This is a genomic window from Sorangium sp. So ce426, from assembly GCF_051475585.1.
Taxonomy (GTDB): domain Bacteria; phylum Myxococcota_A; class Polyangia; order Polyangiales; family Polyangiaceae; genus Sorangium; species Sorangium cellulosum_B.
In genome coordinates this window covers 10,319,018-10,335,496 of record NZ_CP150341.1, presented here as the reverse complement: position 1 = coordinate 10,335,496, position 16,479 = coordinate 10,319,018, and the positions used below count along the sequence as shown (strand labels likewise).

Annotated in this window: 13 protein-coding genes; 6 read left to right on the top strand and 7 right to left on the bottom strand. The window is 68.8% G+C overall.

From position 1 onward, the window contains the following. Position 1: 1 nt before the first annotated feature. Both rpoZ and WMF44_RS38640 read left to right on the top strand, forming a co-directional pair. Positions 2–244 (top strand): DNA-directed RNA polymerase subunit omega, encoded by a 243-nt coding sequence (rpoZ, locus tag WMF44_RS38645; RefSeq protein WP_044966694.1) that lies wholly within the window; start codon positions 2–4, stop codon positions 242–244. Between the two features lie 108 nt (positions 245–352). Continuing rightward, a complete protein-coding gene (locus WMF44_RS38640; protein WP_437295051.1) occupies positions 353–1,240 on the top strand; it encodes a class I SAM-dependent methyltransferase in 888 nt (295 codons plus the stop codon). 155 nt (positions 1,241–1,395) lie between these two features. Here the strand turns inward: WMF44_RS38640 and WMF44_RS38635 are convergent, their stop codons facing one another. Next, the gene (locus tag WMF44_RS38635) at positions 1,396–2,133 is read right to left on the bottom strand and encodes a metallophosphoesterase family protein (protein WP_012239864.1); all 738 of its coding nucleotides are present in this window, start codon (positions 2,131–2,133) and stop codon (positions 1,396–1,398) included. Between the two features lie 355 nt (positions 2,134–2,488). Here WMF44_RS38635 and WMF44_RS38630 point away from each other — a divergent pair, with 355 nt between their 5' ends. Both WMF44_RS38630 and tssM read left to right on the top strand, forming a co-directional pair. Beyond that, positions 2,489–3,253, top strand: coding sequence for a hypothetical protein (locus WMF44_RS38630; RefSeq protein ID WP_437295050.1), 765 nt, complete (start codon positions 2,489–2,491; stop codon positions 3,251–3,253). 93 nt (positions 3,254–3,346) lie between these two features. Continuing rightward, complete coding sequence (gene tssM, locus WMF44_RS38625; protein WP_437295049.1) at positions 3,347–6,259, top strand: type VI secretion system membrane subunit TssM; 2,913 nt, start codon at positions 3,347–3,349, stop codon at positions 6,257–6,259. Positions 6,260–6,274: 15 nt separating this feature from the next. On the opposite strand, the gene rimI is transcribed toward tssM, so the two are convergent. The 6 genes from rimI to WMF44_RS38595 all read right to left on the bottom strand — a co-directional run bounded on the left by rimI (position 6,275) and on the right by WMF44_RS38595 (position 11,498). Beyond that, positions 6,275–6,799: a ribosomal protein S18-alanine N-acetyltransferase gene (gene rimI, locus WMF44_RS38620; RefSeq protein ID WP_437295048.1), complete on the bottom strand. Its 525-nt coding sequence runs from the start codon at positions 6,797–6,799 to the stop codon at positions 6,275–6,277. Continuing rightward, positions 6,796–8,004, bottom strand: a complete 1,209-nt coding sequence (locus tag WMF44_RS38615; protein ID WP_437295047.1) for a vWA domain-containing protein — start codon at positions 8,002–8,004, stop codon at positions 6,796–6,798. The genes rimI and WMF44_RS38615 overlap by 4 nt, the downstream gene beginning before the upstream one ends. Positions 8,005–8,060: 56 nt before the next feature. Further along, entirely contained in the window at positions 8,061–9,341 is a 1,281-nt protein-coding gene (gene alr, locus WMF44_RS38610; RefSeq protein WP_231864449.1) for an alanine racemase, read from the bottom strand. A 99-nt stretch (positions 9,342–9,440) separates the two neighbouring features. Then, on the bottom strand, positions 9,441–10,028 hold the full coding sequence (locus tag WMF44_RS38605) for a hypothetical protein (RefSeq protein ID WP_437295046.1): 588 nt from the start codon (positions 10,026–10,028) through the stop codon (positions 9,441–9,443). A 385-nt stretch (positions 10,029–10,413) separates the two neighbouring features. Then, positions 10,414–11,004: a GTP-binding protein gene (locus tag WMF44_RS38600; RefSeq protein WP_012239857.1), complete on the bottom strand. Its 591-nt coding sequence runs from the start codon at positions 11,002–11,004 to the stop codon at positions 10,414–10,416. 11 nt (positions 11,005–11,015) lie between these two features. After that, a complete protein-coding gene (locus WMF44_RS38595; RefSeq protein ID WP_012239856.1) occupies positions 11,016–11,498 on the bottom strand; it encodes a roadblock/LC7 domain-containing protein in 483 nt (160 codons plus the stop codon). Positions 11,499–12,251: 753 nt separating this feature from the next. Here WMF44_RS38595 and WMF44_RS38590 point away from each other — a divergent pair. Both WMF44_RS38590 and rpmI read left to right on the top strand, forming a co-directional pair. Then, positions 12,252–16,055 (top strand): DUF3857 domain-containing protein, encoded by a 3,804-nt coding sequence (locus WMF44_RS38590; protein ID WP_437295045.1) that lies wholly within the window; start codon positions 12,252–12,254, stop codon positions 16,053–16,055. A gap of 201 nt (positions 16,056–16,256) precedes the next feature. Next, entirely contained in the window at positions 16,257–16,454 is a 198-nt protein-coding gene (gene rpmI / locus WMF44_RS38585; protein ID WP_012239854.1) for a 50S ribosomal protein L35, read from the top strand. Positions 16,455–16,479: the final 25 nt, after the last annotated feature.

Sequence of the window (16,479 nt, the reverse complement as noted above, 5' to 3'; positions counted from 1 at the left end):
TATGGCGCGTGTGACTGTGGAAGACTGCCTCGAGCGCGAGGAAAACCGTTTCGCTCTCGTCGTGCTCGCGGCCAACCGGACGCGGCAGCTCATGAAGGGCTCGGACGCCCTCGTGAAGACGAAGAACAAGCCTGCCGTGACCAGCCTCCGAGAGATCGCCGCGGGCAAGGTGCACTTCCACCGGAGCTCCCACGAGGTCGTATCCGAGTGGCTCCAGCAGATGAACGCTGGCGGCCAGCGCTGATGCCGCATCGGAAGGGCGCGCGTCCGGTGATGCGCGCCTCCGTAGGGGCTCCGTTCCGCAGCTCGCTCCCGTCACCGTGCCAGCGCTGCGCTTGATCTGTTGCCTCGCATGAGCGGGATGGCCACGAGGCGGTCGGCGCGCGTTTCAGGCTCCGGCCAGCGTCGCGATCCGGAGCTCGAAGCAGGGACGTCGGCCCACTACGAGGATCCGGCGTACTACGCGAAGACGTACGCGCGCCGTAAGGATGACGTCCGCTACTACGTCGACCTCGCGCTCGCGTCTGCGGGGCCGGTGCTCGAGTACGGCTGCGGTAACGGACGGATCACGCTGCCTGTCGCGAGGGCGGGGGTCCAGATCACCGGCGTGGACCTGTCCGCGCCGATGCTCGGCGATCTGCGCGCTCAGCTGGGACGTGAGCCGCGCGCTGTCTCCTCTCGCGTGAGCCTCCGGCGGGGCGACATGCGGGCGCTGCGGCTGGGGCGCCGCTTTCCGCTCGTGATCTGCCCGTTCAACGCCTTCTTGCACCTGTACACGCGCGTGGATGTGGAGCGGTTCCTCGCGCGAGCGCGCGAGCATCTGACGCCGAAGGGCGAGCTCGTCTTCGATGTTTCCATGCCCGAGCCGGCAGAGCTCGCGCGAGATCCGGATCGCGCCTACGCCACGCCGCGGTTCCGGTACCCCACGAAGGATGGCCCCGGCGAGTTCGTCCGGTACACGGAGCGGTTCGACTACGACAAGGTCCGGCAGATCCTGTTCGTTTCCATGGAGTTCTCGCCCGTCGACGGCGGCCAGCGCTGGATGACGCCGCTCGCCCATCGTCAGTTCTACCCGCAGGAGCTCGAGGCCTTGCTCCACTACAACGGCTTCGAGCTCACGGAGCTCCGCAGCGATTTCTCCGCCGAGTCGCCGGACAACCAGACGAGCATGCTGCTCTATCAGTGCCGGCCACGCCGTTCTGCCAGGGCTCGCCGCCCTGGACATGACGCGAGCCGCTGAAGGGGCGCGGCACCGGCGCGCAAACGCCTGGCCCAGCTGCGCCTCGCGCCGCCCTGAGGCCTCAAGCCATGCGCGACGTGTCCGCGCACGAGCGCGCGCATGCCCTCGGTCCTGCCGCACCGAGCGTGCGCCAGGTGCCGCCGCTGTCTGGAGCCTCAGACCCCGATGTAGAGGCGGTGGGCGAAGTTGCGCTCGAGCTTGGCGCGCAGCACCTTCTCCGCCGCTGTCTCGATATCGTACTCGACGCGCTTGAACTCGAAGCGCTTCGTGTCGCTGTCGTAGACCGTGTAGCTCGCGCGGTTGTCGTAGTCCCGCGGCTGTCCCACCGAGCCGACGCTCACGATGTACTTGCGACCCTGCTCGAGCTGGAAGTCCACCGCAGGGAGCTCCTCGACGCTGTTCGGCGTGAGCGCGAACACCTTGCAGAGGTGGGAGTGGCCGATCAGCGTGATGTGACCGAGCTCGTTCCACATCGGGAGGCACTCGCGCGCCTGCTCGGGGGCGAAGATGTACTCGAACTCTTCGAGCCGGACGGGCGAGCCATGGCAGAGGTCGACGTTGATGTCCGTCAACTTCTCCTGGTACGTCAGGCTCCGGAGCCAGGCCGCGTTCTCGGAGGACAGCATCGCTGCGTGGGTGTCCAGCGCTTGCCGGGCGGCCTCGTAGTAATACGAGTAATCCATCCGGCCCGCGACGGCCGCGTCGTGGTTGCCGAGGATCGTCTTCTTGGCCACCTTGCGGACGAGATCGGCGCACTCGTTCGGCGAGCCGCCGTAGCCGACCGTATCCCCGAGGCAGTAGTAAACGTCGATACGTTCGTGGCGGTAGGACTCGAGCACAGCGCTGAGCGCCTCGTAGTTGGCGTGCGTATCGCTGAAAATCCCGAGTCTCATTTCGACGCGAGGGCGGAGCTTAGCACGAAGGCCTCGACTTCCGTTAGGAATTCAAACCTGGATCCACGGATGGCCCGGTACGACCGGCACCGAGCTTTGTCGGCCCGTTGGCGTTGTGTCGGCTGGCTCGTCGGTTCCGTTACCTCCGGCGGTTCCGTTACCTCCGGCGGTTCCGTTACCTCCGGCGGTTCCGTAAGCTCCGGCGGATCCATCGGGTCCGTCAGTTCCTTCAGTTCCGTCGGTCCCGTGAGTTCCGTCAGTCTCGTCAGCTTTGTCGGCTCCGACGGAGCGTGCTTCCGCTGCGCCCGGGGATCTGCAGAGGACGGTCGAGGGCCGGACACGGTCCTTGCGGAGCTTGCCGAGGCGCTCCAAGCACGACCACGTTGACGAGCGGCCACCCGCACCGGAGAAGAATAGCGTGGAGCCCATGAATACCAAACAGAACGGTGCAGGGACGTCTCCGATTTCTGCGGAGCGGCCGGCCGAGTCTGCGCTGTCCGCTGCAGCTGTCGAACCTGTCGCGCCGCCGCCGTCCACCGTGGAGGATCTCGCCGAGGGGTGCGTGCGGTTTGTGGAGCGCGCCCTCGGCGTACGGCTTGACTATCGGCCGGAGACCCTGCCCGTGCTCGACCACTACCTCGAGCAGGCGCGCGGCGCGACGTCGGAGCGGGTCGAAGCGTTGCCGGTGATCGCGCACATGGCAGGCGCTTACTTCGGCGAGGTGATCCGGCGCCGGCACGCGTCGTGGTGGCGCCTGGATGGCGAAGATCCGACCTACTGGCAGGTGCAGTTCGGCTCGGTTTACCTCGCGTTCAGCCCCGTCCTCTTCGTGCGCGAGGCGCTCACGCGCGGACATCGGGCCGACGCCGCGCCGGACCTTGCAGAGGACTCCCTGAGCGGCGATCCGGCGGCGCTGGAGCTGGAGGAAGACGATCGCGAGGCGGTCGCGGCCAGGCTCGCGGAGCTGCCGTCGGTCTCGGAAAACGAGTACTACGCCCCCTCGACGCGGCTCGAGGTGATCGACATCGCCGTGGACGCGATCCGTTCGCGCCGGCTCGAGGCCGGCGAGGATACCGACGCCGCGCTCGATCCGGGCGACTACGAGCGCGGCGGCGACTGACGCGCGTATCGCGGCGCGCGGTCGGCCCACGCTCGCCCGGCGGCGCCGCGTGGACGTGCTCCGGAAGCGGCGACCGGTGGTATCGTCGCTTCCGTGTTGTGGGTCCTCTTCGGGCTGTTGTTCCTCATCTCGTGGGCGGCGTTCTTCACGTTCGACCTGCCCACCGCGATCCCGATCGCGACGAGCGTCGTCATCGCGCTCGCCGCGATCGCGCTCTTCGTGTACCGCCGGATCAACGCGCGCCGCGCCGCGTCTGCGCTTGAGCGGGCCATCGTCCAGCAGGGAGCGCAGCAGGCGCTCAACGCGCGGCCCGAGCGCCGCGCCGAGATCCAGGAGCTCCAGCGGCAGGTCCAGGGCGGCATCAGCGCCCTGAAGAGCTCGAAGCTCGGCAAGGGGAAGGAGCACGGCAACGCCGCGCTCTACTCGCTGCCCTGGTACGTCATCATCGGCCCGCCCGGGGCGGGGAAGACGACGGCGTTGAAGCACTCCGGCCTCGTCTTCCCGTACGCGCACCCGAGCAACGGCGGCGGCGTGCGCGGCGTCGGCGGCACGCGCAACTGCGACTGGTGGTTCACCAACGAGGCGATCCTCCTCGACACCGCGGGGCGCTACACGACGGAGCAGGACGACCACGAGGAGTGGATCGCGTTCCTGCAGATGCTCCTCAAGCACCGCGCTCGCCGCCCGCTCAACGGCATCCTGGTCGCCGTGAGCGTGGCGGATCTCATCGACGCGAGCGAGCAGCAGGTCGAGCTGATGGGGAAGAAGCTCCGGGCGCGCATCGACGAGGTGATGACGCAGCTCCACATGGTGCTGCCCGTCTACCTCCTGTTCACGAAATGCGACCTCATCGCGGGCTTCTCGGAGTTCTTCGGCGACATGCGCAAGAGCGACCGCGCGCAGGCGTGGGGAGCGACGCTCAAGCTCAGCGCGGACAAGGCCGACCCAGGGAGGCTGTTCGACGCGGAGTTCGACGCCCTGGCGAAGCAGATCCACGGCCGCTCGCTGAAGCGGCTCGTGATGGAGCGCAGCCGCGAGGCGCGCGAGCGCGTCTACCAGTTCCCGCTCGAGTTCTCGGGTATCCGGCGGAACCTCTCCGATCTGGTCTCGACGGTCTTCATGGTCAACGCGTTCCAGGGGACGCCCATCTTTCGCGGCTTCTACTTCACGAGCGGCACGCAGGAGGGCAGGCCGCTCGACCGGGTCCTCCAGCGCATGGGCCAGGCGATGGGGATCCGCACGCACGAGGCCGCGGCGCAGCAGAACGTGGAGTCGAAGAGCTACTTCCTCCACGACGTCTTCATGAACGTCGTCTTCCCGGACGGGGACATCGCCGCGAGGAGCGCGAGCGAGATCCGGCGCCAGCGGCTCGTTCGCGGCGCGATCAGCGCGGCGGCCGCGGCGCTCGGGGTCATCCTCGCGATCCCCAGCGTGGTGTCGTTCGCCAACAACCGCGCGTTCCTGCGCGACGTGGAGGCGGACGCGCGCGCCGTCAGCGCGCTCCGGTGGGAGGACACGCGACCCCTCTCGGAGAAGCTCGCCGCGCTGCGGCCTGCGCTGGATCGGCTGAAGGAGATCGACAAGGCGCGCGAGGAGGGGCCGCCGGACGGGATGGGGTGGACGATGTTCCAGGGCGAGACGGTGTACCCGCCGCTCGTGCACGTCTACGTCGCCAGCCTCCAGAACGGCTTCGTGATCCCGTGCAAGCAGCGGCTCGAGGATCGCCTCAAGCTCGCGAAGGGCGACCACTACCTCCGCGAGCGGAACGACCTCAAGCTGTACCTGATGCTGAGCGACGTCGAGCACCTCGACGTTGCGTGGGCGAAGGACAGGTTCACCTCGCTCTGGGCCGAGGTGCTGCGGGCGACCTCGAACCTCACCGAGACCGAGCTGAAGAAGCAGCTCGAGCGGCACGTCGAGTACTACCTGACGCTCATCAAGGAGAAGCGGGTCACCCCGATCGCGCGCAAGGAGGATCTGGTCGCGAGCGTGCGCGCGACGCTCCAGGCCGTGCCGCCGCGGAAGCGGTACTACGACTTCTTCGTCAACGCGATCATCGAGGAGAAGTACGACGAGACGGGCGACAACAGCCGCGCCAACCGCAAGTACCCTCCGCACACGCTCGGCGACATGTTCGCCGACCGTCCCGCCGTGCTGAAGATCATCGGCAGCAAGCTGTACGCGAAGGAGAAGCGCTGGAAGGAGGTGGACGGTCCGTACACCGAGAGGGGGCACTTCGCGGTGCTCGAGAGGCTCGAGAGCGGCGCCGACAGCTTGATGGCTGAGCGGTGGGTCGTGGACCTCGCCCCCGGCGAGGAAGCCTCGATCAACAAGAACCTGGACGGCCTCGCGGCCGACTACGACGTCAGCTACATCGCGCAGTGGACCGACTGGATGGCGGACCTCACCGTGCGGGTCCCGGCCAACCTGAAGGAGGCGAAGGAGACGTACCAGGCGCTCACCCAGGCGGATTACCCCTACCTCCGCATCCTCCGCGCTCTCGAGGACAACACGCAGTGGAAGCGGGATCGCAGCGCGATCGAGGACTCGGCCTTGGCCAAGCGGGGGAAGGAGTACCTCGATCGAAAGATCGAGCAGAAGACGAGGCTGAAGGTCCCCGTCAACGTGAAGCTCATCAGAAACCGGCCGAGCTCGGTGCCGGATGAGTTCAAGCGGACCGTCGAGTTCGGCGTGCCGGCCGCGCCGAGCGGCTCGGCGCCGATCACGGACACGCCCCTGGCGAGGTACATCTCGTTGCTCAGCGCGCTTCGCGACGAGATCCAGCGCCTCGAGGATCTGAACCCCAACGTCGACGCGCGCCTCATGGCCGATCGGTTGGTCGAGGCGACGCGACAGGCCGACGCGCTCCTCCAGCCCTTCGACGAGCGGGCCAAGACGCTGCTCCGGCCGCTGTTGCTCACCCCGATGCAGGTGGTGGCGGCGCGGCTGCCGCCGCTCGCCGCGGTGTCTCGCTTTCCCGCGGCGCCTGCTGCGGGCCCGCGCTGAGCCGCGCGGCGCGGTTCAGATCTCGATGCGGATCTCGTCGCGGCCTGGTTGCACCGCGCCGGTCGCTGGATCGAGCGTGAGCACCATCTCGATCGCATCCTCGCCGTTGTCGCTGTAGTACCGAGGGCGCACCCCCATCGCGGTGAAGCCGAGCTTCCGGTAGAGCCGGATCGCCGCCCGGTTCGAGCGGCGCACCTCGAGCAGGATCAGCCGCACTTGCTGCTGCTGCGCATACTCGAGCGATCGATTCATCAACGCCGTCGCGAGCCCGCGCCGCCGCGCGGCCGGGCAGGTGGCCACGTTCAGCACGTGGAGCTCGTCGGCGACGTGCCACGCGATGAGGAAGGCGAGCGCGCGCCGCTCTTCGCGCGCGATCCAGCAACGCGTCCAGGGGCGGCGCAGCTCTTCTCGCGCGGAGAATTGCGGCACGTCGAAGGCCGCGGACGCGACGGCGTCGATCTCGTCGAGCGCAGCGTCGTCCGCGGCGTCGGCCGTCAGCTGGCTCAGCGAGGCCGAGGGCCTCGTCGCGTCGCGCTTCACCTCGCCACCTCCGTGGGACAGCCGGAGACGATCTGGACTTGCTCCACCCGCCCGCTCTTGAGCTTCGTGCAGGCTTCCCCGAGGAGCTCGACGACAGCGGGCGACCTCCAGCGCCAGCCGTTCTCCGGGTCGTAGGCGACCAGCTCGTCGTCCAGGTAGACGTTCGTCTGTCCCGCCTCGGGAGGCGGGTCGACCAGGTCGAACTCGCAGGAGACGACGATGCTGGCGATCTTCGAGAGGACGTTCCCCAGCGTGTCGAGGTTGTCCACCTTGAAGTAGAACGGGCTCACGAACTGCGCCGCGCCGCCGGCGAGCGCCATCTGGTCGAGGACATCGCCGTAGAACTCGCTCCCCGGGATGCCGACGACGTAGACCTCGATCCCGCTCGCCGCGAGCCGCTCGATCGCGGCGACCGTATCGTCGCGATCGAGGCACCCTTCGGGGCCCGAGAGGCCCAAGGGCGAGCAGCAGTTCTCGTCGGGGTCGGGGCACTGCTGTTCGATGTTGGCGATGCACCCGTCGGCCTCGCAGCTCGCCGAGCTGTTGCAGTTCGGGCCGCCGTCGGTCGCGAGCACGACGATGGTCTTGCCGGGGAGCTCGACGAGCTTCGGTGTCAGCGCTGCGAGGGTCGCCGCGGTAGGCGTGCCGCCGAGGGGCGCGGCCCGCGTCGCCGCGCGGAACCGCGATGTCGTCGTCGAGCCCACCTGTCCCTCTGCGAAGGGAGCCCCCGGCGTGACAGCGAAGACCTCGCCGCCCGGCCTGCACGGCGCCTCGTCGGTCGCGTCCAGGGGGAACACGGCGGCGCCGACGTTGATCAGCGGGCCCAGGTTGCGCACGAGGTCGACCGCGGCGTCATGGACCCGGTCGTATCGGGTCGCGTTCGAGCTCGAGGACGCGGGGCTGAGCATGCTGCCCGACGCATCGAGGACGAAGTAGATGTTCGGCGCTTCGGCGATCTCGACCTGGTGGATCCGGTTGCCGCAGAGCCCTCCCGCATCCGCGGCCGGTGGTCCGCTCGGGTCTTCGGTGTCCGGATCGAACCCCTCCTCCGGCTCCTGCGCCTCCTGACCGGTGCCGCTGCGCGGGCGCTGCTTCGTGACCTCGTCCTCGCATGCGGTCATCGCCGCGCCGCCGAGCGCGAGCGCGGATCCGACGCAGAGGAGCATGCCGCAGGCGCCGGCTCGCTGCTTCACGGCCGTCTTCATGGCGAGCAGCGTATCACGCCCGTTCGCGCCGGCAGCGCTGGCGCCGCCGCGCGCGCTCAGGGCTCGCGGTAGAACCTGGGCACGCGGCGCGAGATGCTGGTCAGCACCTCCCAGGCGATCGTCCCCGTGAGCCCCGCGATCTCTTCAGCGCTGATCGTGCCGCGCCCGAGCGGCCCGTCCTGCGTTCCGAGGAACACCACCTCATCCCCCAGGCGTGCTCCCGGTACATCCGTCACGTCGAGCATCGTGAGATCCATCGACACGGCGCCCGCGATCGGCGCGCGTTGACCGCGCACGAGGGCGGCCCCGCGGTTCGAGAGCTGGCGGCTCAGGCCGTCGGCGTACCCCATCGGCACGGTGGCCACGACGCTCTCCCGGGAAGCTTGCCAGGTGTGGCCGTAGCCGATCCTGTCGCCCTTCGCGATCGTGCGCAGCGCGACGATCTCGCTGCGCACCCGGATGACCGGCTTGAGGTCGGGCGCGAGCCCCGCGCACGGCGATATTCCGAAGAGCGCGACCCCCGGACGGACGATGTCGAGCAGCGCCGCAGGGAGTCGCAGCATCGCCGCGCTGTTCGAGGCGTGCCGCACCCGCGGCGTGAGGCCGAAGCTCTTCGCTCGCTGCTCGATCTCCCCGAAGAGGCGCATCTGCTCGATCGTCACGCCGAGATCGTCGGCGTCCGCGCAGGCGAGGTGGGTCATGAGCCCGTCGAGCTTCACCTCCGGGTGCTTGGCCAGCGTCGCCAGCACCGCCTCGATCTCCGAGCTCGCGGCCCCGAGCCGTCCCATGCCGGTGTCGACCTTGAGGTGGACGCCCACGCGACCGCGCTGCTCGAGCCGCACCACGCTCGCGAGGCGCTCGATCTGGCCAGCGTCGTAGACGACGGGCACGAGATCGCGCGCGATGATCTCCTCGAACCCGTCGCGCCGCGGGCCGTAGTAGCCGCCCATGACGAGGATGGGCAGCCGGATGCCGGCGTCTCGCAGCTCGATGGCCTCCTCGAGCAACGCGACGCACAGGCCGGGGATCCCTGCGCGCTCGAGCGTCCGTGCGACCGCTGGCGCGCCGTGGCCGTACGCGTCGGCCTTGAGCACGCCCCAGATCTGCGGCTTCGTCGCGCCGGTCAGCCCTCGCTCGAGGACGCGCAGGTTGTGCCGCAGGTGCGCGAGGTTCACCTCGGCGCGGGTCGGCCGCACGGCGTCCGCGGGCGCCGCTCGCCGTGGCCGCAGCACCCGCATGGGGCCTGCGCTCGCACCGAGCCCCTCGAGGGGCGACGCCGTGCCGTTGCGATCAGGAGTCGTGCTGCTGAGCTCTTTGGGCGCGTGCGAAGCGGACATCGTGTACGCCGATAGCTCTACGCTCGATCGCGGGTCAAGATTCCAGGCCATCTTGGTGTGACAAGGTGAGGCATCTGCGCGAGGAGCAGACGACGTCGATCAGAAGCAGCGACGCATGCACCGCGTGTACTTGCCGGAGCATCCTTTTTCGCAGGCGGCGGATTTGCAGTCGTCCTGGCATTCCTTCCAGTCCGTCTGGCACGACGCGCTGCACTTCGCTCCCGGCGGTGCAGCTTCCTCCGCGGTGTTCGACGCCGAGGCCGCAGCGCCGCCGTCATTCGCGGCTGGGTCTGCATGGGCCTCTTCCGTTGCCGCCGGCGCGGCCACGTCGGCGGTCAGGAGCCTGGGCGGTGGAGCGAGCGCGCTGGTCGGCTCAGGCACGGCGGGGGCTCGGCTGCTCGGCGGAGTCCACTCGCCTTCGTCGAAATCACTGGCGTGGCTGAGCTGCCTGGCCCGCAGCGTGGCGTACTCCACACGGTCGCGCGTCTGGCCGAACGTACAGAACTGAAGCCACTCGTCCCAGCACGCGCGCCGCAGGGTCGGCTTGACGTCGGCCAGCGAGTCAAGCGCCATGCAGTGCTCGAAGCGTACGTCCCCCTCGTAGACCGCGTTGATGCTCGCGCCGCATGCGGTCACCGAGGCGGCGGCTAGGCAGAGGAGGGTCCTGAACCGCACGTCGTAGAACACCGATAGCAGAAAAGCTCGGCCCCGGTGCCAGGGCCCGTCCTATCCGCCGCGGGAACCTGCCGGTCGCCCGGTCGAGGTGCTCTCCGGTTGAACTTTGGGCTGTGATGCCGTACGTTGCCGCCCCTTCGCACCGGCGGCGGCGGCACGACGCCTCCGCGCCGGGCGCCTCAACGGAGCCTGTTCATGTTCCTCATGCTGTCGAAAGGTCCTCGGAAGACCACGCGCTCCAAGTCGAAGCGCCACCGGTCCAAGCTGAAGGCGAAGAACCGCAACCGGCGCAACCGCATCTACCAGCGCACCTGATCGTTGCGCCGAGCGCGAGCGAGCCCACGGGCTCGCTCGCTGCGCGTTCTTCGATCCAATCTCTGGGGCCGGCCCTTGGAACCTAGGGGCCGCCCTTCTTCAGCTCGGTCAGCACCAGCTTGGCGACCGCCTTGAGCGTGTCGAACACCCCGACGCCGGTCCGCGCGACCCCCTCGAAATCGGGGACGTTCGTCGGGTTGAGCAGCGAGCGGAGCTCCTCGACGGTGCCGATCTCCGGCAGGTCCCGCTTGTTGTACTGGATGACGTACGGGATCTTGTCCAGCGAGTAGCCCTGCTCGGCCAGGTTCGTGCGGAGGTTCTCCACCGACTCCTGGTTCGCCTCGATGCGGCCGAGCTGCGAGTCTGCCACGAAGACCACGCCGTCGACGCCTTTCAGGATGAGCTTGCGGCTCGCGTCGTAGAAGACCTGCCCCGGCACCGTGTACAGGTGGAACCGCGTCTTGAAGCCGCGGATCTCGCCCAGCGCGAGCGGGAGGAAGTCGAAGAAGAGTGTCCGGTCGGTCTCCGTCGCGAGGGAGATCATCTTCCCCTTCGCGTCCGGGTTGGTGCGCTCATAGATGTACTGCAGGTTCGTCGTCTTGCCGCAGAGACCCGGGCCGTAATAGACGATCTTGCAGTTGATCTCGCGCGCCATGTAATTGATGAAGCTCATCGACCGCGCTCCTAGTCGTTGAAGAGGTTGTCGATGTCCTCGTCGGTGATCTCGGCGAACGGCGAGTCGGCGCCCGGCTCCTGCACCTTCTTGAGCAGCGCCTCGAAGATGTGGTTGAGCTCCTCGCTCGCCTTTCGCACCCGGAGCCTCACCAACCCGAGGCTCGACTTTGAGTCGAAGATCACCACGAGGATGACGCGGTTCCCGACCAGCTGGATGTGGATGTTCGCCTTTTCACCCTCGTGGAACTGAGTGGCGAACTCGTTCTCCTTGAGGAGCTTCGCCATCCCGCCCGTGGCGGCGATGTTCCCCGCCGTCAGCGAGGCGAGCGACGTGGTGTCGAGGTTGTCGACGTCTCCGCTCGCGGCGATCAGTTGCCCGTTCTTGTCAACGATGAAGACGACCTTCGCATTGGCGTCCTTGACGAGGCGATCCACCACGCTCTGGATCTGATTGAATTCCTCCTCGTACATCACCATCTGAGGGTTGACCATCGTTCCTCCGCCAGCGCTCTCGCGATGGGGCCCTGGGCATTGCGGGCTCTGTCGCCCTTGTCATCACCGGGCGCCGCACGTGCGGTCCCCGACCATCGTCATCCAACTGGCTTCCCGCTGCGCGGGCTTGCCTTACCACCGGTACCACGTTCGCGGCGTGACGCTCGCTGCCTTGGGGCTTGCACGGCTGGTTCGCTGCGCGCAGTGCGGCTGCTCCTCGACCGTGCACCCGTACATCTTGGGACGTTTCTATCCGAAGCAGGTGCGGCGGAGCAAGGCGGCCCTTTCTGGAAGTTGGAGGATCGCACGGCCGAACCTCGCCGGGCCTTGCCGGACCCCGACGGACCTCGCTCCCCCCTGCCCCCAGGGGAGGCTTGGTTCCGGACCTTTTCCAGGCGCCTGTCCGCCCCGGCCGCCCAGAAGGCCTGCATGATAAATATCGAAAATTGTTTATATTTTCTTCGTTGAATGCGGTCGGACGGCGCTCCGCCCTCCTTCGAGGGCGCTGGTGTGGGGCGCGCTGCGTGTCATCGCGCTGTACCCGGCCGAAGATCGACGAAATTCGCGGGATCGGCGCGCGCGGCGCGGCGAGTTCATGAAGCGGCCCGATGAACGCGGCCTGGGGGACGCCCTCCTGCCGGCGTGCGTTCCGCCGGCTCCTGGGCAGCACCCCCTTGACCTCGGCCGGTCCGACGCGTCTGCAGCCCTGGCTTGTGCTTGACCGATGGCTTCGGCCACGGGATAGCGCCTCGGATGCGTGACGTGCTCAGCCGGGCCGAGCCCCGTGAGATCGAGCTCAACCCGGGGACGACGAGGGGGCGCTCCTTCTGCGCGCTCACCGTGGGGACGGCGGCCCTGGCGTGCGCCATGTCGCTCGGCGCCGATGCGCGCGCGGAGCTCGGCGCGGTTCACCCTGAGGTGCTCTCCACGCACGCGGCTGTCCGCGCGGCGAGGGGCCCCGAGGTCTACGGCGCGTTACGTGAGCTCTGGCGCACGTGGGACCGCGCGGATCCCACCCAGGTCGAGGAGGCGATCGCGTCGATCGCTGAGGCCGGCGCGACCAGCGCGCCCACCCAGGTCTATGCGGAGCTCCTCTCGGCGTACGCGCGCAGGCGTCGAGGTGATCTCGACGGAGCGGTCGCGAGGATCCAGAAGCTCGGGTTCATCGGCCGCTGGGCGACGATCGGACCGTTCGACAACGAGAACAAGGGGGGCTTCGAGCGGGCGTTCGGGCCCGAGGAGGATCTCGAGCAGCCGGTGGCTGCGGGCAGGACGTACGACGGCAAGGCGCGCGTGGTCCGCTGGCGCGTGCCCCCCGAGGCGCCGCAGTACGGGTGGTTTGATTTCGGCGACTTCATCCGTCCGGTGGAGAGCGTCTGCGGCTACGCGACGACGTTCGTCCGCGCGAAGGCCGGGACGCGCGCTCCTCGGCCGATCTCGATCTGGGTCGGGGCAGACGGGGCGTTCAAGCTGTTCTGGAACGGCGCGAAGGTCCTGGCCGATCCGGGGTACCGCGAGCTCGACATCGATCGGTTCGCCGCGCCGGTGACGCTGCGGCCCGGCTACAACCGCTTGACGATCAAGGTCTGCGGAGGTGCGTCGGCGCCCAAGTTCGCGCTGCGCATCGGCAACGAGAAGGGGGCGCCGGATCTCGATCTGGATGTGACCTCGGACATCGCAACCCAGGTCACGGCGCCTCAGGGGGAAGCCGCTGACGCGAGGCGCGCGGGCGGGGCGCGGGCCGAGGGCCCAACCTCCGGCGCGAAGCTCGCCGCGCGCGCGGCTGCCATCGAGGGGCCGATGCAGGCGTTCGAGCGAGCCGCGAGCGCCGCTCGGCCTTCGCCCGCCGTGCTGGAGGCGTTCGCGCGGTACCTCATGCTCACCGGCGGCGACGCCGAGGGGGAGCACAGAGCGCGCGATCTCGCGCGGCGCTCCGCCGAGGCCGCGCCGAGCGTGCGTCGCTACCTGCTCGCGGGTCAGCTCTCCGAGGACAGGAACCAGCAGCGCGCTTGGATCGAGCGCGCCGCCGCGCTCGCGGGCGGTCGTGAGGACACCGACGTCCTGCTCTCGCAGGCTCGGCTCGCGCAGACGAGCCCGAACTGGCGCGAGGCGGCTCCGCTCTACGAGCGCATCCTGGCCTCCGATCCCGATCATGTCGCGGCCGTCCTCGGGCTCGTGGACCTCTACGTGGAGGCTGGGCTGAAGCGCACCGCGCTCGCCACGCTGGAGCGGGCGCTCGCGCGCCAGCCGAGCAGCGTCTCGCTCCTCCGCGCCTCGGCGGCGCAGCTGCGCGCGCTCGGGCGCGACACGGAGGCCGCCGAGATGGAGGCGCGCTACGCCGCGCTGCGGTTCGACGACTCGAGCTTCCTTCACCAGCAGGTCGAGCTCGCGGTGGCGCGCCGCGACCCTGCCGGCGCGGAGCGCTGGATCGAGCGCTTCCTCCGCAGCGAGCCTGACTCCGTCTGGGCTCGCACGGTCGCGGCGCGCACGTACCGCGCGCTCGGCCAGGGCGACCGCGCCCTCGCGGCCCATCAGCGCGCGCTCGCCATGGCGCCCGAAGACATCGGAACGCTGCGCGCTCTCTCGGACCTCTACGGCGAGGAGGGGAACCGAGAAGCGCAGCTCGAGATGCTGCAGCAGATCCTGGCGATCAGCCCTCAGGCGAAGGACGTGCGCGAGTACATCGAGCACATCGAGCCGCCGAAGCCGCGCGCCGACGAGGCGTACGCCTGGGCGCCCGACCGCTTCCTCCCGATGCGGCGCAACGCCGACCGGCAGTACCCCAAGCGCACCCTGCGCAACCTGACGGTCACCACCGTCTTCCCGAACGGCCTGGCGAGCCGGTTCCGGCAGGTCGTCTTCCAGCCCCTGACGGACGAGGCTGCGGCGAGCGCCCGGCAGTACGCGTTCGAGTACCAGGCCGATCGCCAGACCGTGAGCCTCCGTGCCGCGAAGGTCTACCGAGCAGACGGCAAGGTCGACGGGGCGATCGAGAGCGGGGAATCGGGGGCGAACAACCCGGCGCTCGCGATGTACACATCGGCGCGCACGTTCTACGTCAGCTTCCCGCGGCTCAACGCCGGCGACGTTGTCGAGCTGCGCTACCGCGTCGATGACGTCAGCCCTCGCAACGAGATCGCCGATCACTTCGGCGAGATCGAGTTCCTCCAGGGGGATGAGCCGATCGCCAGCAGCGAGTACGTGCTGATCACCCCGAAGACGAGGCAGTTCCACCTCTTCGCGTCCGACCTCCCTGGCCTCGTGCGCGAGACCAAGGAGGACGGCGAGCGGCGCATCTTCCGCTTCTCTGCCGCCTCGGTGCCGCCGGTGGCGCCCGAGCCGGCGATGCCCGCGTGGTCCGAGATCCTCGCGCACGTCCACGTCTCGACCTTCAGGACCTGGGACGAGGTCGGCTCCTGGTACTGGGGCCTCGCGCGTGAGCAGTTCGATGTCGATGATGAGGTGCGCAAGCGGGTGCGCGAGATCACGAAGAACCTTGCCGACGATCGGAGCAAGGTCCGCGCGATTTACAAGTACGCGACCGAGACGCGCTACGTGGCGCTCGAGTTCGGCATCGAGGGGATTCGCCCGAGGAGGTGTGCGCAGACGCTCGCGCGTGGGTGGGGTGACTGCAAGGACAAGGCGACGCTGATCGTCACGATGCTCCGCGAGATCGGCATCCCAGCGACGATCGTGCTCGTGCGCACCCGCATGCGAGGCGACATCGGGCCGGAGCCCGCGAGCCTTGCTCCGTTCGACCACGCGATCGCCTACGTGCCGTCGCTCGACCTTTACCTCGATGGAACGGCGGAGCACTCGGGCTCGACGGAGCTTCCGATCATGGATCGCGGAGCGATGGCGCTTCAGATCAACGAGGGCAAGCCGAAGCTCGTTCGCCTCCCGGAGCCTGCTCCCGAGGCCTCGGTCGTGCACCGGACCGTCGACATCGCGGTCGGCGCTGACGGATCAGCTCAGCTCGGGGTCGACATCCAGGTGGCCGGTGCGTCCGCGCCGGAGTGGCGGACCCGCTACATGGCGGAGGGGACGCGCCGCGACCGAGCAGCTCGTGACCTCGCCACGGATTTCGGCGCGGTCGAGCTGGCCCCTGGGAAGGCCGGGGTCGAGGTGAACGATCTCGAGGACATCGAGCAGCCGGCGAAGCTGCGGGCTCGAGGAAGAGCCGTCGCGCTCGCTCGAAGGGAGGGCGACAGCCTGTCGGTCCCGGCTGTCCCCACGCAGCGTCTCGCCACCGAGTTCGCCTCCCTGTCGACGCGCACCCGCGACGTGATCATCCCCGCGCTCACCACGCGCCGGGACGAATGGACCATCCGGATCCCTGCCGGGTGGCGTGTCACCAGGGCGCCGCTGCCCCAGGACGTGGACACCCCCTTCGGCAAGTTCTCGCTCTCGGTCGAGCAGTCCGCGGGGAAGATCGTCGTCCGCAGTCAGATCTCCCTCACGAAGTCCCGGATCAAGCCGTCCGAGTACATGGCCTTCCGAACGTTCTGCGAGACGGCGGACCGCGTCTTCGGTCAGCGGGTGGTGTTCGGAAAGTGAGCGAGTGAGCGACGGAGCGACGCCCGGACCCCGGCCCTTCGGGGCGCCGACCGACCCCTAGCCGCTGCCTGGACACTTGACAACCCCACGCCGGATCGCCATAAAGCGCCCCCTCTACGCATCCCTGCGGCGCAGAACAGCCTCTCCGGTGGTTCGGAGCGGTGGCCGCCGGGAGCGATAGGCATTCGGATCGAGGGCATCATGCCGAAGATGAAGACCAACCGCGCCGCGGCCAAGCGCTTCAAGGTGACCGGCTCCGGCCGCATTCGCCGCAGCAAGGGCGGGCTCAACCACTGCATGCAGGAGAAGAGCAAGAAGCGTCTGCGTCGTCTCCGCAAGAACGACATGGTCGATTCGGCGATGGAGAAGCGCGTCAAGCTGCTTCTTCCCTACGGCTGACCCTGGAGCAGTGAGGTAAATTACC